General features: G+C 74.2%; 23 protein-coding genes and 1 pseudogene. 9 read left to right on the forward strand and 15 right to left on the reverse strand.

The genetic code is table 11. From position 1 onward, the window contains the following. The first annotated feature begins 182 nt into the window (after window positions 1-182). The gene (locus tag ABD343_RS20600) at window positions 183-755 is read left to right on the forward strand and encodes a dihydrofolate reductase family protein (protein WP_344530328.1); all 573 of its coding nucleotides are present in this window, start codon (window positions 183-185) and stop codon (window positions 753-755) included. A 258-nt stretch (window positions 756-1,013) separates the two neighbouring features. Here the strand turns inward: ABD343_RS20600 and ABD343_RS20605 are convergent, their stop codons facing one another. From ABD343_RS20605 to ABD343_RS20620, 4 genes are read right to left on the reverse strand one after another with little or no spacing between them, the layout of a single operon-like run. Next, complete coding sequence (locus ABD343_RS20605; protein ID WP_344530330.1) at window positions 1,014-1,655, reverse strand: response regulator transcription factor; 642 nt, start codon at window positions 1,653-1,655, stop codon at window positions 1,014-1,016. Between the two features lie 49 nt (window positions 1,656-1,704). After that, entirely contained in the window at window positions 1,705-3,063 is a 1,359-nt protein-coding gene (locus tag ABD343_RS20610; protein WP_344530332.1) for a sensor histidine kinase, read from the reverse strand. Beyond that, window positions 3,060-4,214: a glycosyltransferase family 4 protein gene (locus ABD343_RS20615; protein WP_344530334.1), complete on the reverse strand. Its 1,155-nt coding sequence runs from the start codon at window positions 4,212-4,214 to the stop codon at window positions 3,060-3,062. The genes ABD343_RS20610 and ABD343_RS20615 overlap by 4 nt, the downstream gene beginning before the upstream one ends. Next, a complete protein-coding gene (locus ABD343_RS20620) occupies window positions 4,117-5,367 on the reverse strand; it encodes a glycosyltransferase 87 family protein (RefSeq protein WP_344530336.1) in 1,251 nt (416 codons plus the stop codon). Before ABD343_RS20620 ends, ABD343_RS20615 begins: the two co-directional genes overlap by 98 nt. Before the next feature lie 356 nt (window positions 5,368-5,723). On the opposite strand from ABD343_RS20620, the gene ABD343_RS20625 reads away from it, so the two are divergent. Then, window positions 5,724-6,482 (forward strand): hypothetical protein, encoded by a 759-nt coding sequence (locus tag ABD343_RS20625; RefSeq protein ID WP_344530338.1) that lies wholly within the window; start codon window positions 5,724-5,726, stop codon window positions 6,480-6,482. A gap of 251 nt (window positions 6,483-6,733) precedes the next feature. On the opposite strand, the gene ABD343_RS20630 is transcribed toward ABD343_RS20625, so the two are convergent. Next, complete coding sequence (locus ABD343_RS20630) at window positions 6,734-7,522, reverse strand: GntR family transcriptional regulator (RefSeq protein WP_344530339.1); 789 nt, start codon at window positions 7,520-7,522, stop codon at window positions 6,734-6,736. A gap of 116 nt (window positions 7,523-7,638) precedes the next feature. Here ABD343_RS20630 and ABD343_RS20635 point away from each other — a divergent pair, with 116 nt between their 5' ends. Both ABD343_RS20635 and ABD343_RS20640 read left to right on the forward strand, forming a co-directional pair. Further along, the gene (locus ABD343_RS20635; protein WP_344530341.1) at window positions 7,639-8,499 is read left to right on the forward strand and encodes a (2Fe-2S)-binding protein; all 861 of its coding nucleotides are present in this window, start codon (window positions 7,639-7,641) and stop codon (window positions 8,497-8,499) included. A 150-nt stretch (window positions 8,500-8,649) separates the two neighbouring features. Beyond that, on the forward strand, window positions 8,650-9,840 hold the full coding sequence (locus tag ABD343_RS20640; RefSeq protein ID WP_344530343.1) for a DUF2637 domain-containing protein: 1,191 nt from the start codon (window positions 8,650-8,652) through the stop codon (window positions 9,838-9,840). Window positions 9,841-9,930: 90 nt separating this feature from the next. Here the strand turns inward: ABD343_RS20640 and ABD343_RS20645 are convergent, their stop codons facing one another. Together ABD343_RS20645 and ABD343_RS20650 are read right to left on the reverse strand one after the other, a co-directional pair. Further along, the gene (locus tag ABD343_RS20645; protein ID WP_344530345.1) at window positions 9,931-10,371 is read right to left on the reverse strand and encodes a hypothetical protein; all 441 of its coding nucleotides are present in this window, start codon (window positions 10,369-10,371) and stop codon (window positions 9,931-9,933) included. Between the two features lie 37 nt (window positions 10,372-10,408). After that, entirely contained in the window at window positions 10,409-12,415 is a 2,007-nt protein-coding gene (locus ABD343_RS20650; protein WP_344530347.1) for a protein phosphatase 2C domain-containing protein, read from the reverse strand. Between the two features lie 90 nt (window positions 12,416-12,505). Between ABD343_RS20650 and ABD343_RS20655 the strand changes: the two genes are divergently transcribed. Further along, on the forward strand, window positions 12,506-13,021 hold the full coding sequence (locus ABD343_RS20655; protein WP_344530349.1) for a DUF456 family protein: 516 nt from the start codon (window positions 12,506-12,508) through the stop codon (window positions 13,019-13,021). A gap of 57 nt (window positions 13,022-13,078) precedes the next feature. Here ABD343_RS20655 and ABD343_RS20660 read toward each other — a convergent pair whose 3' ends face one another. The 4 genes from ABD343_RS20660 to ABD343_RS20675 all read right to left on the reverse strand — a co-directional run bounded on the left by ABD343_RS20660 (window position 13,079) and on the right by ABD343_RS20675 (window position 16,304). Then, entirely contained in the window at window positions 13,079-13,456 is a 378-nt protein-coding gene (locus ABD343_RS20660; RefSeq protein ID WP_344530351.1) for a hypothetical protein, read from the reverse strand. A 71-nt stretch (window positions 13,457-13,527) separates the two neighbouring features. Then, the gene (locus ABD343_RS20665) at window positions 13,528-14,034 is read right to left on the reverse strand and encodes a methylated-DNA--[protein]-cysteine S-methyltransferase (RefSeq protein ID WP_344530353.1); all 507 of its coding nucleotides are present in this window, start codon (window positions 14,032-14,034) and stop codon (window positions 13,528-13,530) included. A 6-nt stretch (window positions 14,035-14,040) separates the two neighbouring features. Next, window positions 14,041-15,561, reverse strand: coding sequence for an AlkA N-terminal domain-containing protein (locus tag ABD343_RS20670; protein WP_344530354.1), 1,521 nt, complete (start codon window positions 15,559-15,561; stop codon window positions 14,041-14,043). Window positions 15,562-15,641: 80 nt separating this feature from the next. Next, window positions 15,642-16,304 (reverse strand): TetR/AcrR family transcriptional regulator, encoded by a 663-nt coding sequence (locus tag ABD343_RS20675; protein ID WP_344530356.1) that lies wholly within the window; start codon window positions 16,302-16,304, stop codon window positions 15,642-15,644. Between the two features lie 89 nt (window positions 16,305-16,393). On the opposite strand from ABD343_RS20675, the gene ABD343_RS20680 reads away from it, so the two are divergent. Next, window positions 16,394-17,521, forward strand: a complete 1,128-nt coding sequence (locus tag ABD343_RS20680) for a serine hydrolase domain-containing protein (RefSeq protein ID WP_344530358.1) — start codon at window positions 16,394-16,396, stop codon at window positions 17,519-17,521. Window positions 17,522-17,604: 83 nt separating this feature from the next. Further along, window positions 17,605-18,021 carry a DUF6010 family protein gene (locus ABD343_RS20685; RefSeq protein WP_344530360.1) on the forward strand — a complete coding sequence of 139 codons (417 nt, stop codon included), beginning with the start codon at window positions 17,605-17,607 and terminating at the stop codon, window positions 18,019-18,021. Between the two features lie 3 nt (window positions 18,022-18,024). Here the strand turns inward: ABD343_RS20685 and ABD343_RS20690 are convergent. After that, window positions 18,025-18,420: pseudogene (locus tag ABD343_RS20690) on the reverse strand (ATP-binding protein); the annotation flags it as partial. A 92-nt stretch (window positions 18,421-18,512) separates the two neighbouring features. Here ABD343_RS20690 and ABD343_RS20695 point away from each other — a divergent pair. Continuing rightward, a complete protein-coding gene (locus ABD343_RS20695) occupies window positions 18,513-19,328 on the forward strand; it encodes a helix-turn-helix domain-containing protein (RefSeq protein WP_344530362.1) in 816 nt (271 codons plus the stop codon). Further along, window positions 19,325-19,582, forward strand: coding sequence for a DUF397 domain-containing protein (locus ABD343_RS20700; protein WP_344530364.1), 258 nt, complete (start codon window positions 19,325-19,327; stop codon window positions 19,580-19,582). The genes ABD343_RS20695 and ABD343_RS20700 overlap by 4 nt, the downstream gene beginning before the upstream one ends. On the opposite strand, the gene ABD343_RS20705 is transcribed toward ABD343_RS20700, so the two are convergent. The 3 genes from ABD343_RS20705 to rsgA are packed head-to-tail and all read right to left on the reverse strand — an operon-like array spanning window position 19,539 to window position 21,916. Then, entirely contained in the window at window positions 19,539-20,132 is a 594-nt protein-coding gene (locus ABD343_RS20705; RefSeq protein ID WP_344530366.1) for a hypothetical protein, read from the reverse strand. The two genes, ABD343_RS20700 and ABD343_RS20705, sit on opposite strands and share 44 nt — an antisense overlap. After that, window positions 20,129-20,734 carry an AAA family ATPase gene (locus tag ABD343_RS20710; RefSeq protein WP_344530368.1) on the reverse strand — a complete coding sequence of 202 codons (606 nt, stop codon included), beginning with the start codon at window positions 20,732-20,734 and terminating at the stop codon, window positions 20,129-20,131. The genes ABD343_RS20705 and ABD343_RS20710 overlap by 4 nt, the downstream gene beginning before the upstream one ends. A gap of 54 nt (window positions 20,735-20,788) precedes the next feature. Then, window positions 20,789-21,916, reverse strand: a complete 1,128-nt coding sequence (rsgA, locus tag ABD343_RS20715) for a ribosome small subunit-dependent GTPase A (protein ID WP_344530370.1) — start codon at window positions 21,914-21,916, stop codon at window positions 20,789-20,791. Between the last annotated feature and the right edge of the window lie 322 nt (window positions 21,917-22,238).

Consider the following 22,238-nt stretch of genomic DNA (forward strand, 5'->3'; position numbering starts at 1 on the left):
CTCGGGCACCTCCAGATCGATACCGTCCAGCACGGCCTTCTCGCCGTACGACTTGCGCAGACCCTTCGCCAGGATGGCGGTGGGTGGTTGTGTGGGTGTGGGTGTTCTCGTCATGCGGGAGAGGTTGCGACAGGGCGGGTTCAGGGCGGTTTCACGGCGGTTTCAGAGGAGGGGACGGGACGATGGACAACGAGAGCGGTACCGGTGGCGGTGGCGGTGGCGGTGGCGGCAAGGTGGTCGTGAACAGGGCGATGTCGCTCGACGGCTTCATCGCCGGGCCCGGCCACGCGATGGACTGGGTCGGCGAGCACATGACCTCGGAGACGTTCCCGGAGGTCGTGGCGGCCACGGGCGCGATGCTCGTCGGGCGCGGCACGTACGACGTCGCGCAGGGCATGTCCGACGAGAACACCAGCTACGACGGCGGCCCGCAGTTCGTCCTCACCCACGAGCCTCCGGTCGAGCCGGACCCCCGCGTCACGTTCCTCACCTGCGGCGTCGAGGAGGCCGTCGCCACGGCGCGGGCCGCCGCGGGCGGCAAGGACCTGGAGATCCTCGGCGCGGACCTGGCGGCGCAGTGCCTGCGGCTCGGGCTCGTCGACGAGATCCTGGTCTACGTGCTGCCGGTGCTGCTCGGCGACGGCGTCCGCTTCTCGCCTCCCGGCGAGCACCAGGTCGATCGGATCGACCTGGAGCCTCTCGCCACCGCCCAATCGGGCCCCGTCACCATGCTCCGCTTCCGCGTACGAAAATAACGCCGGTTGCCTGTGGCACAGCCGCCGAGTTCGGGGTGCCCCGCGCTGTACTTCGCGGGCCGCGGGTGCATCGTGGCTCGCCGCGCAGTTCCCCGCGCCCCTGACGGGGCACTCCTGCTCAGGCCTCCTGCGCTCGGGAGGTCTGCCACTGGGGGTACCCCCTGCTCGAAGAGCTTGGGGGAGCAGGACCGGCAAGCGCAGCCCCCTTCCGCCGGGCGACCCGCGCACAAGAGCCGGGTGCGGGCTCGGCGCATGGGGCTAGTGACGGAGGTAGGCCAGGACCGCGAGGACTCGGCGGTGGTCATCGGGCGCGGGCGGGAGGTCGAGCTTGGTGAGGATCGAGCGGACGTGCTTGACGACCGCCGCCTCGCTCACGACGAGGGCCCGCGCGATCCCCCCGTTGGAGCGCCCCTCCGCCATCGCCGCCAGCACCTCCCGCTCGCGCGCGGTGAGCCGGTCGAGCGGCGATCCGTCGCGACGCCGGGCGAGGAGCCGCCGCACGACCTCGGGGTCGATGACCGTGCCGCCCGCGACGACCCGTTCGAGCGCGTCGACGAACTCGGTGACCTCCCCGACCCGGTCCTTCAGCAGATAGCCGACGCCGTCACCGGTGGCGAGGAGTTCGGCGGCGTACGCGTTCTCGACGTACTGCGACAGCACCAGCACCGGCAACGCGGGGCGTTCCGCGCGGAGTTCGAGGGCCGCGCGCAGGCCCTCGTCCCGCTGCCCCGGCGGCATCCGCACGTCGGTGACGACGAGGTCGGGCTCGTGCGCGGCGACGGCCCGGAGGAGTTCGGGGGCGTTGCCCACGCCCGCGCAGACCTCGTGGCCGAACCGGCCCACGATCTCGCTCAGCCCCTCCCGCAGCAGGACCGAGTCCTCGGCGATCACCACCCGCACGTCCGCACGCCCTCTCCGCTCTCCCCGTCCCGCCTCGTTCCCCAGGCATTCAACAGGGCAGCTCCAGCCGTACCACCGTCGGCCCGCCCTTCGGGCTGGACAGCCGCAGCCTTCCCTCCTGCGCCGCGAGCCGGTCCGCGAGGCCCGTCAGCCCGGAGCCGCCCGCGGGGTCGGCGCCGCCGCGCCCGTCGTCCCGCACCTCGATCACCAGCAGGTCACCGGCGGCGGAGGCCTCGTAGGAGGCGCGGACGCCCGCGCGCCCGGCCCCGCTGTGCTTGGCGACGTTCGTGAGTGCCTCGGCCACCGCGAAGTACGCGGCGGCCTCCGTCCCTTCCGGCGCCCGGCGCTCCTCCAGCGCGGCCACGTCGACGTCGACCGGGACCGTCGAGCGTTCCGCGAGGGACTCGACGGCGGCCCCGAGCCCCCGGTCCGTCAGCACGGAGGGGTGGATGCCGCGCACGAGGTCCCGCAGTTCGTCCAGGACGGCGCGCGCCTCGTCCTGCGCGCGGGAGACCAGCGCCGGGTCCGCGTCGAGCTTCGCGAGGCCGAGCGTCATGATGAGCCCGGTGAGCCGCTGCTGCGCGCCGTCGTGCAGATCGCGCTCGATCCGGCGGCGCTCGTCCTCGAACGCCCCGGCCATCCGCGCCCGCGAGGCCGTGACCTCGACGAGCGCCGCGCCCAGCTCCTCCTCGCGGCGCGGCCGTACGAGCAGGGCGCGCGCGAGCGCCGCCCGCGCGCCCGCGACGCTCGCGAGGAGGTATGCGGCGAGCACGGCGAAGACGGGCGTCAGCAGCAGCCAGGGCAGGACCTGCGCGGGGCGCGTGAGGACGATGCCCGAGCCGTACATCACCTGCTCGCCGCCCAGCACGAGGACCATCGCGAGCGGCTGGCTGAGGACGGCGAACCCGGCCACGAAGACGGCCAGGAGATCGACGGCCGCGAGCACCGCGTTGAGCAGCGCGAACCCGAACTCCAGCCAGCTCGCGGGCGACTTGGCCCGCCGCCACAGCCGCCGTAGCCAGCGGGTGCCGCGGCGTCCCGTGACGGGCGGCGCGGGCTCGTTCTCGTGCGGGGACGGCGCGTCGCGGGGGTCCATCCAGCGCAGCCGGGACCGTTCGAGCCCGGCGAGCCCGACGGCGGTGACGGGGACGCAGAGCAGCGCCACCACGCCCACGCCCGCCGGGAGGAGCAGCACACCGGCGGTGATCAGCCCGAGGGCGAGGAAGAACCAGCCGACGCCGAGGACGCCGCCGGTGAGCAGATAACCGAGGGCTCGCCAGGGCCAGGAGGAGAGGAGGAAGCGACGCGGCCCGCGCGCCAACGCCCGCCACACACCCGCCCCGGTCACCCCGGCCGTCCCGGCCGTCCCGGCCGCCGCCCCGGATTCCCCCATGCCCGCGCTCGTCACGCCTCGACGGTAAGGGACAGCAGCGCGCGCAGCCGTCGCGCCGAGGCGTCCCAGCTCCACTCCCGCACGGCCCGGGCCCGGCCCTTCTCGCCCATGGCGCCGGGGGCGGTGAGGAGTTCGACGAGCCGGTCGGCGACGGCCCGTACGTCCCGGCCGTCGACCACGTGACCGGTCTCACCGTCCCGTACGGTCTCGGGCGCGCCGCCCGACCGTCCGGCGAGAACGGGCAGCCCGGCGGCGGCAGCCTCCAGATAGACGATGCCGAGTCCCTCGGACTCCAGCCCGAGGCGGCGGTCGCGACAGGGCATCGCGAAGACGTCGGCCGCCGCGTAGAAGGGCGGGAGCGCGCCGTGCGGGCGGCTGCCCGCGAACACCACGGCGCCGGGCGGCAGTCCGGGCGTCGTCCGCGCGAGACGACGCAGCCGACGCGCGTACGGGCCGTCGCCGACGATCAGCAGCGTCGCCCCCGGCACAGCCGCCCGCACCCGGGGCAACGCACGAATGAGCGTGTCCTGGCCCTTGCGCGGCACGAGGCGGGAGACGGAGAGCACGACGGGCCGCTCACTCGGACCGGCCCCGAGCCCGAGCCGCCGCCGTACGTCCGCGCGCTCCGCCCCCTCGTCCGCGGGCCGGAACCGGTCGGGGTCGACGCCGGGCGCGAGCCGCTCCAGCCGGGTGCCGGGGCGCAGGGCACGGGCCACGCGCGCCCGCGTGTGCGCGGTGAGGTGGGTGACGACGCGGCACTCGTCGCCGACGCGGCGCAGCAGCAGCCGGGTGCCGGGGGCGGCGGCCCACCACATCTCGTGGCCGTGCGTGGTGGCGACGGACGGCAGTCCGAGCCGCCCCGCGAGCAGTCCGAGCGGCGCGGCGGCGCCGAACCAGACGCGGTCGCAGCCGTACCGGACGGCGAGCGCCCGCGCGGTCGCCTCCGTACGCGGCGTAGGCAGCAGCCACCGGACGCGGCGGCGGACGACGGGAAAGGGCTGGGCGGCGTCGAACGCCTCGATGGCCGCACGGCCGCACGGCCCGCCGGACGAGGTGAGGACGACGACCTCATCCGGCGGGAACCGGCGCGCCATCTCGTGCACGAATGTCTCGATGCCGCCCCGGCGCGGCGGGAAGTCGTTCGTGACGATCAGTGTGCGGGGCATGGTCGTTCCTCCAGAGGTCGCAGCGGGCGCAGAGGGCGAGGACGGCGGGGTAGGCGAGGTAGCCGAAGCGGGAGGCGGGCATGAGCGTCATCGCCGCCAACAGGCCCAGGGCGAGCCGGAGTTGTGCGGCACGGGCGTCCCGCGGCGGCCGTACGACGAGGGAGCCGCCCACCGCCAGCGCCGCGGCGGCCAGCAGCGCGACGGCCGTCGCGTGCCCGTACGGGCCGAGTCCGGCGAGGAACGTGCCCGGCAGTGGCGCGGCGGCGGGCGAGGCGGCGTCGGCCAGACCGAGCGGATAGCGGACGGTGTTGGCGACGAAGCCGCCCGGATCGGCGAGCGCGGGCAGCAGCACCCCCGCGGCCAGTACGGGCACGACGCGCGTCCCGTACCGCAGCGCGGCGCGGGGCCCGCCCCGGGCGGCGACCAGCACGAGCCCGACGACGAGCGCGGGCCAGGCCGTCGCCTTGAGGGTCCCGGCGAGCGCGAGCACGAGCCCGGCGCGCGCGGCCCTGTCCCGCCCCGCGAGCGCGAGGCCGAGGCAGACGAGCCCGACGACGGGCAGGTCGTCGCCGCCGGTGACGAGGGGCTGCGCGAGCAGCGGCGACCCGGCGAGCAGCGCGAACGCACCGGACCTCGCCCCCGCCCCCGCCCGTAGAGCGACGGCGAGCGCGGCGAGCGCCACGAGCGCGAACGCCCAGCGCGCGTCGACGCCGAGGAGCCGGTGCGGTACGCCGAAGAGGGCCATGCCGGGGAGGTACGGGTTGTACGCGCCGTACTCCTCCCCCGCCAGCTCGTCCGGGCCGAGGTACGGCGTCCCGTGCGCGAGCAGCCGTGCCCCCGCCCGCTGCACGACGCCGACCTCCTCCTGCGCGCTCCCCGTCGCGGCGAGCACGGCGAGCGGCAGCAGGGCCGCGCCGCCGAACACCCCGGCGGCGACCGCGCGGCGGGGCACGCGCGGGGCGAGGGCGAGCACGAGCGCGGCGGCGCCGTACGCGCACGCGGCGAACGTTCCCCACACGCGGTGCGGCGGCAGCGAGGTGACGAGCGCGGTCAGCCCGGCGAACGCCGCGAAGGCGGCGTGGAGAAGCACGGGCTTCCACGGGGTGCGGTCCGGCGATTCGCTTGAGTCGTTCGAGTGGCTTGAGTCGCTCACGGGATCCAGCGAACCGCCGGGCAGCGCCGAGATCATTCCCGCAGGTTGCCGAACGGGGGTAGAGCCAGCTCTACCTTCGCGGACGGACTTGTGAACGGAAGAACAGGGCGCCGACGCGGGCCGCGTACCCGGTACGGGTGAACTCCCGTGAGGGGTACGGCACTTCACATCACGGTCTTCCCGGGCCCGGATCCGGCCCTCGTGACGCCCGGCACAGTTGTCACACCCGCTCCGCGAGTAAAACTTTGTGAACTGATTCACACCAGACCCTTGGCGGTGTGCCACACTCCGTGCTGAGATGCGCTCACATCCGGCTCAAAGGCGCGCTTGGGGAGGGCACTGTGGCGGACACCGCCATGTCACGTTCGGAACACCTCGATCCTGGAGGCCCACTCGGGCAAGCCGTGTGGCGGCTGCGCTCACGCGGCTGCTGGGACGACGCGGCGGCACTTCTGGAGCCGCACGCGGAGAAGGTTCCGGACGCGGCCGTGGGGCGCGCGTCGCTGCTCGTCGAGCGGTGCATGTTCACCGCGGACGGCTGGGCGGCCGCCGAGGACGCGCTGCGCGTCGCCGAAGCCGTCGCGCAGGACGACGACGAGCGGGGCGCGGCCGCGTGCGAGCGCGGCCAACTCGCCTACGCCTCCACGGTCCTGGGCGTCCGCGACCGTACGGACGAGGCCCGGTCGGCGCTCGGCCGGGCCGCGGCGCTGCTGGCGCCGAACGCGCCGGGGCGCGCCCTGCTCGACTTCCGCCGGGGGCTGCTCGCGGAGAACCTCAGCGACACCCCCGACGCGGCCCGCGCCGCCTACCGCCGCGCGCACGCGGGGGCGACCTCGCGCGGCGACTTACTGCTGTGCTCCTTCACATGGCGGCACCTCGCGGGGCTCGCGCTGCGGGAGGGGGAGACGGCGGAGGCGCGGCACGGGTTCGCGGAATCGCTCCGCCTGCGGGAGGAGTTGGGCTTCCTGGTCGGTATGGCGCCCGCGCTGGCCTCGCTGGCCGACGTCGAACCCGACCCCGAGGCCTCCCGCCTCCGGGAAGAGGCGCGCCGCCTCTTCCGCCTCCTGGGCGGAGTCCCCACCTGGCTGGCCGCCCGCCTCTCCCCCGCCGCGTAAGGGGTACGCACGCGCGCAGCGCGAAGCAGGGCTTGCCCGAACAGGGGCGCGGGACTGTATTCGATATGCGGCTCCGCCGCGCGGGCGCGCCCGGTCCGAGACCACGGGGCTTGCCCCTCCAGGGGCGCGGGGAACTGCGCGACCGGCCACGACGCACCCGCGCCCCGCGAAGCACAGGCGGGGCACCCCGAACCCGGCGGCGTAGCAAGCGCGCCCGGCGCACGGGGGGCCACCCCGAACCTCACGCCGGTTCAGGCGTAGTGGTGGCGGGTGAGGGATTCGACGGCGGGGAGGTCGCGGGCGGCGAGGGCGTCGAGGAGGGCGAGATGGTCGGCGGCCTCAGCCAGAAGTTCCGCCACACCGGAAACCGGCTTGGCCGCCAGCATGGCGAACCGCTGCGCCCGTATGTTGACGTCCTCGACGACCGCGACGAGCTGCCGGTTGCCGGTCAGCTCCAGGACCGCCCGGTGGAATCCCCGGTCCGCGGCCGCGTACGCGGCACGGTCGCCGCGCGCGGCGGCCTCCAGCGTGGCCTCGGCGGCCGGGCGCAGCTCCTCCCAGCGTTCGGACGGCACGGTCCGGGCGAGCCGGAGCACGGCGGGGACCTCCAGCATCGCCCGTACTTCCGCCAGTTCGGCGCGGTCGCGGGGGCTGTGCTCGGCGACCCGGAAGCCCCGGTTGGGGATGGTCTCGACGGCGCCCTCGCTCGCGAGCTGCTGCATCGCCTCGCGCACGGGCGTGGGCGAGACGCCGAAGCGGGCGGCGAGGGCGGGGGCCGAGTAGACCTCGCCGGGGGCGAGTTCGCCGGAGGCGAGCGCGCCGCGCAGGGCGTCGAGGATCTGCGCCCGTACGGAATGCCGCTGCGGGGCCCGCGCACCGGACGACGACACTCCTGGGGACGGCGCTCCCGGGGGCGGCGGCTCGCTGTGGATGTGCTCGCCGCGCGCGGCCGCCTGCTCGGGAACACGGGGCACGGCACGTTCACGAGGCGCGGGACGCACGGCGGCCCGTATGGACGGCTCCGCTCGGGTCTGCTCCATCTGTCCCCTCCAAGTGTCCAAAAGCACGATAGGCGCAGGGAACGCGAGATCAAACCTCACCGTCGATCCGCTAAGGTAAGGCTTACCTGCTAACGATCGTCGATTCGGTGGTCCCCATGACCGTGCCCACCCTCGCCTCCGCAGCCCCTGACCTCCCGGCCACCTCTCCGCTCGCTCCCGCGTACGCGCGGCTGAGCGAGGTCTTCCCCGCGCTGCGCGTGACGGAGACCACTCCCGGCGAGCCGCTGCCCGAGGGCGACGGCTGGGTGCGCGCGACCGGGCTGGCCGAGGGCGGCGAGGCGCTGGCGGCGTTCCTCGACTGGGACGCCGAGCAGATCCGGCGGGACTACGGCGAGGAGGGCCGGGCGGACGTCGTCGCCAGCTTCGGCCTGCACCGTTACGCGTGGCCGGTCTGCCTCCTGGTGACGATCCCCTGGTTCCTGCACCGGCGCGTGCCGCGCGTCCCCGTGGAGGACGTGGCGTTCCAGCGGACGCTGGGCCGGCTCGTCGTCCGTACGGGTACGTTCGCGTGCCTGCCCGGCGACCCGGCCGCGGACGCCCCGGGCGCGCGGGTCGTGCCCGACGAGGAGGCCCTGCGCGCCGAGGTGCGGGCCGCCGTCGCCGAGCACTTGGAGCCCGTGCTGGCCGGATTCCGCCCCCGGATGCGGCGCGGGGCGCGGGCCCTGTGGGGCATGGCCTCGGACGAGGTCACCGAGGGCCTCTGGTACGTCGGGCATCTGCTCGGCGAGGAGGAGCGGGCCGTACGGGAGGCGGGCGAGCTGCTGCCCGGCCGCGTCGCACCGTTCGCACAGGGTGCCGGGTTCCGCGAACTGACGGGCCACCGGGGCGAACCGCTGGCGACCCGGGACCGGGCGAGCTGCTGCCTCTTCTACACGTTGCGCCCCGAGGACACCTGCGTCACCTGCCCCCGCACCTGTGACGCCGAGCGGATCGAGCGGCTGACCACCGCCCGCTAGTCCGTTCGACCCAGAACGCCCCAATCCGAGGGCATGACCGCCCTTTAGCGGCCTCTTGCGCCGAAAACCCCTGACGCCCGTCACGATTCCGCCAGGATGCTCGGCGACAGCCACGACACCCGTGAACAGGCCTGCAAGGGGCACTCCCGCATGAGACTGACGGACATATCGCTGAACTGGGTGCTGCCGAGCGCCGTACTGCTCATCGGCGCCCTGACGGCGGTGATCGTGATGGCGCAGTCGCGCCATCACGCGAAGCACAAGAAGGACGACAGCGGCCAGTCGGCGCCGCAGGATTCATGGGAACGCATGGAGGAACGCCGCCGCCGCAAGGAGACCGTCTACGCGACGGCCGCCTATCTCCTGCTCTTCTGCTGTGCGGCGGTCGCCGCCGCACTCTCCTTCCACGGTCTGGTCGGCTTCGGCCGCCAGAACCTCAACCTCTCCGGCGGCTGGGAGTACCTGGTCCCCTTCGGGCTCGACGGCGCGGCGATGTTCTCGGCCGTGATCGCCGTACGGGAAGCCAGCCACGGCGACGCCTCGCTCGGCTCCAGACTGCTCGTCTGGATCTTCGCGGGGGCCGCGGCCTGGTTCAACTGGGTCCACGCGCCGCGGGGTCTGGGGCACGACGGCGCCCCGCAGTTCTTCGCCGGGATGTCGCTCTCGGCCGCGATCCTCTTCGACAGAGCGCTCAAGCAGACCCGTCGCGCGGCCCTGCGCGACCAGGGGCTGGTGCCGCGCCCGCTGCCGCAGATCCGGGTCGTGCGCTGGCTGCGGGCCCCGCGCGAGACGTTCGGCGCGTGGTCGCTGATGCTGCTGGAGGGCGTACGGACGCTGGACGAGGCGGTCGACGAGGTCCGCGACGACCGGCGGCGGCAGGAGGAGGAGCGCAACCGGAGGAAGGACCAGGAGCGGCTCGACCGCGCCCGGGTCAAGGCGCTCAACCGGCAGCACCGGATCTGGAACCGGGGCCGTGCGCACCAGCACGTCGACGTCGAGATCACCCCGGGCACGCCGACGTCGGCGAAGACCGCGGCGCCCCTCCCGCCCGGGCAGGACGCGGACGGCGGCGACGAGGGGCCGCCCGCGGGGCAGTTGCCGGTCACGGAGGTGGTCGGCAGCACGCACCGGAGCCGGCCGGCGCTCCAGGCGGTCTCCGGCGATGGCGAGGAGACCTCGGCGGCGTCGACGTCGCCGGAGAAACGGCCGCGCGGCGCTCGCCGCGGCGAGCGGGCGGAGTCGCGCGACGCCGCCCAGGCCTCCTCCGACTCCAACCCGGCCAGCCCCCGGCTGGACTCGCTGGAGGAGAAACTCGCCGAGATCGAGCGGCAGTTCGGCTGATCCCGCACCCACGACGAGCCCTGATCCCGGTCCGGCCTGGCCGGGATCAGGGCTCGTCGTATGCCGTCCGGTACGCCGCTCGCCGGTAGGTCACTCGCGTACGTAGACCGGCACGTGCGGGGCGAACGCGTCCACCGCGTCCTGGAGCCGCCGCGGATCGAGGCGCCACAGGTTGACGGGGCGGCTGGCGAGGAACAGCTCGTGCTCGACGTGGGCGGCGAGCGCCGCCGTACGCTCCGGCCCCAGATGGCTGTTCTGCCCCGGCAGGGGCGGGGCCCCGGCGCGGCGTTCGACGCCGACGTGCGTCATGGGCGTGCCCGCCGTGGCGAGCTGCCACAGGACCACCGAGGTGATGTCCTCCCACGGCACGAACGCCGTCTGTGCCTCGTAGCGCGCAGGCGCGCCGCCCAGCAGGACGCCCGCCCCGTCCACGCGGAACGCGACCAGCCGCTTCCACCCCGCTCCCGAGAAGAGCTGGAGGGGCGTGCGGGTGAAGTACGCCTCGTACGGGGCCGGTCGCGCGTCGGTCATGCGGGGAGGCTACCTGCCGGGTTCACGCGCCCCCGCGTCAGGACTCCCAGACCGCGACGGCCGTACGGTCGCCCCCGTACCCGTCCGCGGTGCGGTGCTGGACGTCGGACAGGAACCCCGAGAGGCCCGGCACCCGTTCCGTCCAGCGCGCCCGGAGCAGTTCGGCGAACGCGTGCTCGTCCCGCAGCGGACCGGCCAGGCCCCTGCTGCACAGCAGCAGGACGTCACCGGCGCGGGCCTCGGAGGCCCGGAAGCGGAACGGCTCGGCGCGCGGCTCTTCCGGCGGCTGCTCGTGGAAGCCGTCGCGGGCCGCGGCGGCGCGCGCCGCGGGGTCGTCCAGCCGCGTCGTGCCGAGCTTCATCGTGGGCCGGGAGCCGTGCGAGAGGCCCTCCGCCGCGTTCTCGGCGCTTCCGGCGCCCTCGGCGCCCTCGGGCTCGTCCACGCGTGGCTCGATGTCCTGCCAGGCCCCGTCCCGCAGCCGGAACAGGCCGCCGCCGCCCCCGATGCCGAAGAACACCCTCGTCCGGCACCGCGGATCGGCGGGCAGCAGCAGGCAGCGCAGCTCGGCGGAGTGCTCCTCCGGCTCCACGCCGAGGGCGGCGGCCTGCGCGCGCAGCTTGCCGTACGCGCGGTCCGTCAGCCGGTTGAGGCCCGATTTGAGCGCGCCCCTGCGGCCCGCGTGGATGTCCTCCGCGAGCCGCGCGTGGCTGCGTCCCACGGCACCGCCGATCGAGTGGCAGACCTCCCGGGCCGCCCGGTGCCCGCCGGGCGCCGACGGGACGCCGCTCGCGAGCGCGACGAGCAGCAGGGTGCTGCCGCCGGACCCGAACCGCGCCGTGAGCAGCGCGTCCCCGCGCAGCGCCCCCGCCTCGCGCGCGGCCTCGCCCCGCGAGGAGACGGCACGCAGCGTGAGCGTCCCGTACCGCGCGCCGTCGAGCGCGGTGTCCGGGACCAGCTCGCCGAGCGCGGCGGGATCGGCCACGGGCAACGTCGAGGGCGCCGATTCCGGCTCCGGTTCCCGCTCCGGCACGTCCTCGCGCATCACGGGCGGCGGCCCGAACGCCCCCTGCTCCGGCCGGGTCTCCGGCTCGGCCACGGGCTCCGGCTCCCGCGCGGGCTCGGACCCCGGCGGCACGGAGGGAACGGGCACCGAAGGAGGCCCCGGCAGATCAGGCGCCTCCGGCAGCACGGGTCCCTCCGGCAACCCTGGAGCCTCGGGCAGGTCGGGCGCTTCCGACACGTCGGGGGCCTCCGGAATCTCCGGCGCCTCGGACACATCGGGAGCCTCCGGCACGTCCGGTGCCTCGGGAATCTCAGGGGTCTCGGACACATCGGGAGCCTCCGGCAGGTCGGGCCCCTCCGGAACCCCCGCCGCCCGCCCACGCAGATTCGGGGCCTCCGAGACATCCGGGGCCTCCGGCGCACTCGGGGCCGCCTGCCCGTCCCGGACCCCCGGGTCTCCCGGACGCTCCGGGTCGCGCAGACGCTCCGAGGCATCCGGCGCGCCCGGCTCGTACGGCCTCCCCCGCACATCGCGCCCCTCCGGCGCCCTCGGGGCATCCGGCGCGCTCGGAGTCGCCCCACCGTCCCGGGACCCCGGGACACCCGGGTCGCGCAGACGCTCCGAGGCATCCGGGGCTTCCGGCGCGCCCGGTACGGCCGGGGCGCCGGGGGCCCACGGTGCGCTCGGGGTCTCGCGGCTGTCCCGGGCCCCCGGGACCTTCGGGACCGTCCACCAGTCCCGGTCACCCCGCCCCTCGGCGGGCCCCGGGCCGGGGCCCGGTTCAGGTCCGGGCTCCGGGCCGAAGCCCTCCTCGGGCTCCGGATCGGGCTCGGTCTGCTCCGGCACGGAGGTGGGCTCCGGTGGGCTGTGGTCCTCGGGTGCTCTCAGGCCGACCGTGCGCGTCACCGAGGCGAAGCGGTCGTCGAGGGTGTCGCGGGCTCGTGAGCGTCCCGTGTCCGAGGCCTCCGCGTCGTACAACTGGGCCCACCAGTCGTCACGTTCGCCATGGTCCGGACCGTGCTGCTCCCCCTTTTCGCTCATGCGGGCATTGTCTCTCGCCGAGGGCGCCCGGGAAGACCGTACGGGAGAACACGACGCGCGAACGAGCGCGTGTTCGGGCAGGCTTTCTCCATGGGCACCACGGCGACCCTGGGTACGTCACTGCCAGTGCTGGTGGGCCTGGTCATGCTGCTCGGCACGCTCGGCACCGTGCTCCCCGGCATTCCCGGCCCGCTCGTCGTGTGGGCCGCCGTCTTCTGGTGGGCGATGGACCGGCAGACGACCCCCGCGTGGTGGCTGCTGACGGGCGCGACGGGGCTGTTGCTGCTGAACGCCGCCGTGCAGTTGCTGCTGCCCCGGCGGTACCGGCGGAACCGCCCGCAGGACGCCACCGACGTACGGCGGCGGGCTCTGCTCTTCGCCGGGGGCACCGGGATCGTGGGGTTCTTCGTGGTGCCGGTGGTCGGGGTCGTGCCCGGGTTCCTGGGCGGGATCTACGGCTGGGAGCGGGTGCGGCTCGGCAGTCACGGGGCCGCCGCCGCGTCCACACGTACGGTCATGCGCGCGGTCGGCTGGCGGATGCTCACGGAGCTGACCGCGTGCCTGCTGGTCGCGGGCGCCTGGGTCGGGACCCTGATCTGGGGCTGAGTATCTGGGGCTGAGCCCCCGCCCCCGGGCCGGTCCGGACCGGCCCCTGGCCCGGACTCAGGCGCTCGTCAGGCGCAGCCAGGTCTGCTCTTCCTGGTCGCCGGAGGCCATCCGCTCGTCGCTGACCCGGAACGTGCCGCTCAGGGCCCGTTTCAGGATCTCGACCGACGCGGGCGACCCCTGCAGCTCGACGGCCACGGCGTGCTTGAGCCGGGGCCCGCCCGCGCCGCCGCCCGCCTCGGCCTCCGCCGTGTCGAAGTGGGACGTCCACACCGGGTCCCTGCCACGGGCCCCGGACACGCCGTGACAGTCCGTCTCCCCGGTGCCGCCGAACGCGGTGGCCAGCGCCGTGAACACGGTCCTGGCGTCCTCCGCGCCGCACTCGCTGAGCTGGACGGAGACCCAGGTGTCCTCGCGTGCCGCATCGGTGCTCATGCTCGTTCTCGCTCCCTCGGTCGGAAAATCACGCCGATCCACGCCATTGGGGCGATACGGGCACCGTAACGCTAGACGGCCGCTCCTTCGAGCGCGAGCAGCCGCTCCTTGCGCTCCAGGCCGCCCGCGTAGCCGGTGAGGGAGCCGTCGGCGCCGATCACCCGGTGGCAGGGGCGGACGATGAGCAGCGGGTTCGCGCCGATCGCGCCGCCGATCGCGCGTACGGCCGCGCGCGAGGCGCCGATACGGGCCGCGATCTCGCCGTACGTCGTCGTGGCGCCGAACGGGATGGTGTCCAGCGCCTCCCACACCCGCTCCCGGAACTCCGTGCCGCGTGCCGCGAAGTCGAGCCGGAACTCCTTGAGTTCACCGGCGAAGTACGCGTCGAGCTGGCGGCGGGCCTCCGCGAGGACGGGCGCCGGGGCTTCGGGGGCGTCCCGTGTCCAGTCCGGCTGGACGGTCGCGCCGCCGCGCTGGCCTGGGACGGAGACGGAGACGAGGGCCGTGCCCGCGCCGTCGGCGACGAGCAGCAGCTCGCCCAGGGGGCTGTCGTAGGTCGTGTACCGCATCGAGGTCATGGGGGGTCAGCCTTTCTCGGCGAAGAGGGAGGTCGCGTGCCAGAGGTGGTGCAGCGCGTACGAGCGCCAGGGCCGCCAGTGCTCGGCCTGCGCGGCGGTCGTGCCGGTCAGTTCCAGGCCGTGCCGTACGCCCGCGTCGCCGGGGAGGAAGACGTCCGGGTCGCCCAGCGCCCGCATCCGCATGTAGCCCGCCGTCCAGGGGCCGATGCCGGTGAGCGCGAGCAGTGCCCGCTCGGCCTCGTCCCGGTCGGCGCCGGGGCCGAGGGCGACGGCGCCGTCGGCGAGCGCGGCGGTGACCGTGCGCAGCGCCGCGCGCCGGGATTCGGGCATGCCCAGCTCCGTCAGCGGCGCCTCGGCGAGGCTGCCCGCGTCCGGGAAGACGTGGGTGAGCCCGCCGTCGGGCGCGGCCAGCGGCTTGCCGTACGCGGCGACGAGCGTCCCGCCGAGCGTGCGGGCGGCGCCGACCGTGATCTGCTGGCCGAGCACCGCGCGCACCGCCAGCTCGTGCGGGTCGGCGGCGCCGGGCGAGCGCAGCCCCGGCGTACGGGCCAGCAGCGGGCCCATCGCCGGGTCCTCGCCGAGCGTCTCGGCGACCGCGTACGGGTCGGCGTCCAGGTCGAAGAGGCGGCGGACGCGCTGCACGGCGGTCGTCAGGTCGCGCAGGTCGGCCAGGTGCAGCCGGCAGTCCAGCCAGCCCTGCCCCTGCCCGAGCCCCTCGGGGTCGGGCCCCGTGTTCTCGTCGACCTCGGTGATCCCGATGCCGTACGGGAGGGGCAGCGTCCGGCGGTACGTACGGGCGCCGGGCTCGCCCAGCACCTCCTCGACGCCGGGGATCGCGCGGCGCTCCAGGAAGTCGAAGACGTGCCCCGCCGCGTACGGCCCCCGGTACGCGAGCCGCAGCGTCACGCCGCCCGCCTCGGCCTGCGCCGAGCAGCGCATCTCGGGCCGCCCGGCCGGTCCGTGGCCGCCGCGCGCCGCCGCGTCGCGCAGGGCGCTGGGCGTACGGGCGTAGATCTCGCGGACGGTGTCGTTGAACTGCCGCACGCTCGCGAAGCCCGCGGCGAACGCGATCTCCGTGATCGGCAGCGGCGTCGTCTGGAGCAGCACCCGCGCGGTGTGCGCGCGCTGCACGCGGGCGAGCGCGACGGGGCCCGCGCCCAGCTCGGCGGTGAGCTGCCGCTGCACCTGCCGCGAGCTGTAGCCGAGCCGCCGGGCGAGCCCGGCGACGCCCTCGCGGTCCACGACGCCGTCGCCGATCATGCGCATCGCGCGCCCCACGAGGTCCGCCCGTACGTTCCACTCGGCCGAGCCCGGCACGGCGTCCGGGCGGCACCTGCGGCAGGCCCGGAATCCGGCGCCCTGCGCGGCGGCGGCCGTCGGGTAGAAGCGGACGTTCTGCCGCTTCGGGGTCACGGCCGGGCAGCTCGGGCGGCAGTAGATCCCCGTCGTCCGCACGCCGAGGAAGAACACGCCGTCGAAGCGCGCGTCCCTGCTGCGGACGGCCTCATACTTGCTCTCCTCTGTCATCACGTTCTCCAGTGTGCGGTGCCCCGCGGGGGCTCACTGGCGGAAATCGGACGTGACGGTGGGAGGGGGTGCCGGGAACCTCAGTGAGCCTTGGCCGCCGCCGCCTCGATGTCGGCGAGCTGGGCCGCGAGCAGCTCCTTGAACACGGCCTCGCGGTCCGCGCCGAGGGGACGGACCTCGCGGCCGAAGTGCGCCAGGGCCGGGAAGCGTTCGGGATCGGCGCCCAGCACGGCCACGCGGAACAGCTCAAGCCCCTGCTCGTACTCCGCGGGCGTGAGGGCGCTGACCGTGGCCTCGGAGGCGATCAGCGAGGCGATCAGCACCGCGAAACGGTGATAGCGCACGGGGACCTCCTCGTCGGGGAGCCCCGAGGCGCGCAGCGCCTGCAGCACCTCCTCGACGACCAGCCGGGAACCGGCGCCGCCCGAGGCGTAGCGCCCCCAGACCGCCGCGAGCTGGGGCTGCTGCCCGAAGGCCTCCCGGATGCGCAGGGCCAGGGACGTGAGGCGCTGCTTCCAGTCGCCCTCCGGCCGGTGGCCTTCCATCGCGGCCAGCAGGATCCGGTCGGCGACCGCGCGCAGCAGCTCGGTCTTGCTGCGGAAGTGCCGGTAGAGGCTGGAGGAGTCGGTCCCGAGCACCGCGGCCAGCTTGCGCACGCTGAACGAGTCCGCGTCGCTCGACCGCAGCAGCTCAGCCGCCGCGTCCAGGATCTCCTCGGTCGTCCAACGCCTTCGGCCCGCCATGTCGCTCCTCGCTCTCGTCGGAACCCTCGCCCGGACCCTCACCGTACCGTTGCACTTGGTGTTGCACGCACCGCGTGCATAATGGAGGCATGACACCTTCACTGGATTCCGCAGCACTCGAAGCAGCCGTCGAGAACGTCCGCGCGGCCGGTGTGCCGGGCCTGTTCGCCGAGATACGGGCCGACGGCGAGGTCTGGCGCGGCGCCGCCGGGACCGCCGACACCGAAACCGGCGCTCCCGTCACGCCCGATATGCGGCACCGGGTCGGCAGCGTCACCAAGACGTTCACCGCCGCCGCCGTGCTCCAGCAGACCGAGGAGGGCCGGATCGGCCTCGACGACCCGGTCGGGCGGTATCTCCCGGAGCTGGTCCCCGGCGAGCGCGGCGAGGCGGTCACGGTCCGGATGCTGCTCAACCACACGAGCGGCTTCCCCGAGTACCTGCCGTACGCGTTCCCGTCGCTCGCGACGTTCCCCGACGTCGCGGGCACCCGGCCGGAGAGCTTCGACGACGAGCGGTTCACGCGGCACGACCCCGTCGAGCTGATCGGGAAGGGCGTCGCGGCGCCCACCGACCGCGCCCCGGGAGACACCCCGGGGCTGTACTCCAACACCAACTACCTGCTCCTCGGCGAACTCCTGGCCCGCGTCACCGGCACCACGGCCGAGGAGTGCGTCACCCGGAACGTCATCGAGCGCGCCGGGCTCCGGGACACCGAGCTGCCCTCCGGGCCGTACATCAAGGGGCCGCACTCGAAGCTCTACGAGGCGTGGTTCGGTATGATCGACCCGCCGCGCGACTACAGCGTCTACGACATGTCGTGGGTGATCCCCGGGGCCGGGCTCATCTCGACCGTCTCCGACCTCAACCGCTTCCACGGCAAGCTGACGGCCGGGGAGATCGTCAGCGAGTCCTCGCTGGCGGAGATGCGGCGCACCGTCCCGGTCGTCTCCCAGGAGGGAAAGCTCATCGACTACGGCCTCGGCCTTCACCCGAGGGAGGGCTCCGGCGAGCCCGACGAGCACACCTTCTGGGGCCACGGCGGCACCGTCTGGGGCGGCGGCACGATGTCCCTGACCCGCGCCGACGGCGCGCGGCAGATGTCCGTGGCGGTGAACCTCCAGCGCTGGAACCGCCTCGACTCCTCCGGCAGGCCCCGGCCCCACCCCATCGACGAGGCGCTCGCGGCGCTGTTCCGCGTGGCGATGGACGGCTGACCGCGGACGAGCTGGCGAGAATCCGTGCGAACGTGTCGGTCTCGCCACTGTGACCGCTCACGGAACATTCATAGCGTTCCCGCATGAACCTCTCCGGCCTCGTTCCCTACGTCGCGCCCGTCGTCATCGGCCTGTTCGTCGTCCTGCTGCTGTCCCTCGTCCCCGACCGGCACCGCCAGCCCTTCAACGCCCTCGGCATCGCCGGAGCCGGGGGCGTGTACTTCTCGGGCGGCGGATTCGGCGCCTGGGAGATGCCGTTCGGCGCGCTCATGCTGTACGTCGCCTACCGGGGCCTGACGTCCTGGACGTTCATCGGCATCGGCTGGCTCCTGCACACCGCGTGGGACATCGCCCACCACCTCAAGGGCAACCCGATCCTCCCGTTCGCCCACGGCTCCTCGCTGGGCTGCGCGATCTGCGACCCGGTCATCGCCCTCTGGTGCCTGCGCGGCGGCCCGCCGCTCCGCGTCGCCCGGCCCCGGACCGACGCCCTCGGCTAGCCCCCGGAACTCGCACCACACGATCTTGCCGGGATCCCGCTCCCCCACGCCCCACTTGTCCGCCAGCACGGAGACGAGCAGCAGCCCGCGCCCGCCCTCCGCATCGTTGCCGGGCACGGGCGTACGCACCTCGCCGTCCCCCGAGTCGTGCGCCTCGACGCGCAGCACGCCGTCGCCGTGCAGAAACAGATACAGCCGGAACCCGCGCCCCGGCGGGACTCCGTGCACCAGGGCGTTCGTCGCCAGTTCACTGACGCAGAGCACGACGTCCTCGCCGCGCGCCGCCACGTCCCAGTCGGCGAGCGCCCGCCGCGCGAACGCCCGCGCACGCGGGACCGACCTGCGCTCCCTACGGAAGAACGCCTCGCGGAAATGGGGGAGTTGGGTCTCGTGGTTCACCCGGCCACTGTCACCGCGCGTGCGTAGAGTTGCACAGTGCGTCGACCCGTACATTCCCGGTGTACGGGCTGCGCCACAAGAGAGAGACGCGTATGGACCAGCCCAAGAAGCGCGGAAGCACGTGGGATGCGATCGGAGCACTGGTCGCCAACTTCCGCAAGTACGCGGGAAAGACTCAAGCCGAACTCGCCGCCGAGCTGTGCATCGGCCTCGAAAAACTGGCCTCGATCGAACAGGGCCGCCGCCCCTTGCAGATCGCCCTCGCGATCCAGATGGACGACCTGCTCGACACCAAGCGCGCGCTGGAGACAGCGGTCACGAAAGTCCCCAAGCGCGAGAAGTACCCGTTGTTCGTCCAGGACTTCATCGATTACGAGCGAGAAGCGCTCACGATGATGTGGTACGAGAACCATGTGCCGCCCGGACTTCTCCAGTGCGAGGAGTACGCACGGGCCGTCTTCACCTGCCTCTATCCGCCGCTGGACGACGAGCAGGTGGAAGAGTGGGTGGCGGGCCGCCTCGACCGCCAGAAGGTGCTGCAGCGCAAGCCGCCGCCGATGGCGACGTTCCTGATCGAGGAGACCGTGCTCCATCGGCCGATCGGCGGCCGGGACGTGCTGCGCGCGCAACTGAGCCATTTGCGAGAGTGCGCTGACCTCCCGTTCCTGGGGCTCCAGATCATGCCGACCGGCCGGGAATCACACGCGGGGCTCACCGGTCCGATGGTGCTGCTGGAAACACCGGACCACGACCATCTGGCCTATATCGAGGGGCAACTGGTGAGCCACCTCCTCGAAGATCCAGATGATGTCAGTGTCCTCATGCAGAAATATGGGATGCTCCGAGCGCAGGCGCTCAGTCCTGAGGAGAGCAAACGCCTGTTGGAGACTCGCCTAGGAGAGGCATGACCAACGTCTTTTGGTTCAAGTCCAGCTACAGCAGCGACCAGGGCGGCGCTTGCCTCGAAGTCGCCTACGACTGGCGCAAATCCAGCTACAGCGGCGACGAGGGCGGGGCCTGCGTCGAGGTCGCGGCGCATCCCACCGCGATCCACATCCGGGACTCCAAGGACCCGGAGAGCCCGGTCCTGACCGTTCGGCCCGCCGCGTGGGCGGCGTTCACTCGGGTCGCGAGGGGAGACGCTGGAGCAGGCCCCAGGTGAACTCGGCGACGACGTCGTGACGTTCGCCTTCACGGTCCGGGGCCGTGAAGGCGAGGCGCCAGCGGGTGGGCGCCGAGCCCTCCAGCGGGCGCGCGGGGGCGAACGCGCGGGCGACCTCCTCGACGGTGCAGGACCAGGGCTCCAGGTCCTCGACCGTACGGAGAACCGGCGCGGCAGCGCCCCGCGCCCGTACGAGCCACTCGTTCCACACCGCGCCGCCCTCGCCCGCGACGACCTCGAAGCGCAGGTCGGGCCAGAGCGGTACGGGCCAGGTGTGGACCTCGCAGTCCAGGTCGCCGACGCGGCGCCGTACGGTCGCCTCGGGCGGACCGAGAACCGAGCGGTAGCGGGCGAGGGCACCCCGGCCCCGGCCCTTCGGGGACCGCAGCATCGCCTGCCAGCGCTTGTTGGCCTCGCGCATCTCGGCGTGGGAGACGCCGAGTTCCCGTAGCGCCTGATCGACGCGCGGGGCCTGGAAATCGGCCATCCTGCGCAGCAGGACGAGCTGGAAGGAGAGCGGGCCGAACGGGCCCGCCGGGGCGGCGCTCACAGCCCGCGGATGTTCTTGACGGTGACCTGCGCGCGGTGCAGGCGCCGCGCGAGCGGCCCGCTGTCGTCGGGGCGCAGCCGCAGGCCCGCGCTGCGGGCGACGGCCTCGGCGACGCCGGAGACGGTGAGATGGTCGGTGGCGACGTGCTCGCCGAACTCCGGCTGGGAGAGGGCCTCCAGGCACTGGTCGACGCGCGAGACGGCCCAGTCCTCGGAGCGCAGCCCGCGCAGGCCTCGGCCGTGCAGCCGCCGCAGGACGGTCTCGCGGCGGGCGACCAGGGAGAAGTGCCGGATGTCGTAGCCGTCGGCGCGGAGTCGGCCGACGGTCTCCTCGAAGTACCGGGGCACGACGACGGTCATGGGCACGATGACGGGGCCCCCGGCGGTGTGCTGGTCGAGGAGATGGGCCAGCGTCTCGTGGACGCCCCGCCGCCAGGCCGGGAAGTCCTGGAAGTCGCCGTGCTGCTCGCGGGGCAGCATGCGCTGGAGCCCGATGCCGAGGTGCTCGGGATCGGAGACGACGCTTCCGGGCAGGCGGCGGTGCAGCTCGTAGGCGGTGTGGGTCTTGCCGCCGCCGAAGGGGCCGTTGATCCAGAGGAGCATGGGGAGGACGCTATCAACGTCCTCCCCGCTCCCCGGGGCGTTCCGCCTACCGGGTCACCAGCCGCTGTGGCGCCCGCCCCCGCGCTTGCGCTCCATCATGTGACGGCCGAGAGCCGACCGCTGCTTGAAGAGCTGCTTCTGCTCGGACCGGAGCCGCGCGTCCGTACGGGCGGCGAGGCGCTGGTTCTCGCGGAGCAGCTTGCGGTAGCTGTCGAGCCGGCGTTCCGGGAGGCTGCCGTCCTCGATGGCGGCGAGGACGGCGCAGCCCGGCTCGGTCTCGTGGGCGCAGTCGTGGAAGCGGCACTCCCCGGCGAGCGCCTCGATCTCGGAGAACGCCTGGCCGAGGCCCTCCTCGGCGTCCCACAGGCCGACGCCGCGCAGGCCGGGGGTGTCGATGAGGACGCCCCCGCCCCGCTCCCCGGGCATGGGGAGCAGATCGCGGGTGGTCGTGGTGTGCCGCCCCTTGCCGTCCCGGTCGCGGGTGGCCTGGACGGCCTGGGCGGAGGTCCCGTCCTGTCCGCGCAGCGCGTTGGCGAGGGTGGACTTGCCCGCGCCGGACTGGCCGAGCAGGACGGAGGTGCCGCCCGCGAGGACGGCGCCGAGGACGTCGAGGCCCTCGCCGGTCTCCGCGCTGACGGCGAGCACCTGGACGCCGGGCGCCGACTCCTCCGCGTCGGCCACGAGGTGGCCGAGCGTGGCGGGGTCGGGGACCAGATCGGCCTTGGTGAGGACGAGGACCGGCTGGGCACCGCTCCCCCAGGCGAGCGCGATGAAGCGTTCGACGCGGCCGAGGTCCAGGTCGAGGCCGAGAGAGACGGCGATCAGCGCGTGATCGACGTTCGCGGCGAGGACCTGCGCCTCGGAGCGCTTGGAGGAGGTCGAGCGGAGGAACGCCGTACGGCGCGGCAGCAGCGTCCGTACGTACCGGGGGTCGTGGCCCTCGGGGTCGACGGCGGCCCAGTCGCCCGTGCACACGACCTTCATCGGGTCACGGGGCACGACGAACTCGGTGTCGGCCCGCACGAGGCCCTCCGGGGTGACGAGGTCGCACAGCCCGCGGTCGACGCGGACGACCCGCCCGGGGACGAGCCCCTCCGCCGCGTACGGCGCGAACGCGTCCTCCCAGTCGGCGTCCCAGCCGTACGGGGAGAGGAGGGAGGAAGAGGATGAAGAGGAAGACAAGGGTGACCCTTCACAGGGGCAGCCCCGGCTGCGCGCACACGGGCGCGAGATCGCCGGAAGCGGAACAGGTCAGCCGGAGACTGCGGAGGTGGACTGAATGGACTTCCGAACGCGGGCAGCGCCCACAGCGACAACGGCCATCGGTCTCCACCTCCTCTTCCTGCTACGCGGAACGGGCACGAGAGTAGCCGCCCCCTCCGAGCCTCGCCACCCGTTTTCCACCGAGCCGTGCCCGGCGCTCCGCGGCCGCCCCTGCCGGGCTGCTGGGCAGGGGCTGCCCCGCCTGTCCCTCGCAGACTGCGGGCTGTGTGTGGTTGCGCGC

The sequence above is a fragment of the Streptomyces albiaxialis genome (assembly GCF_039530985.1).
Taxonomy (GTDB): Bacteria; Actinomycetota; Actinomycetes; order Streptomycetales; family Streptomycetaceae; genus Streptomyces; species Streptomyces albiaxialis.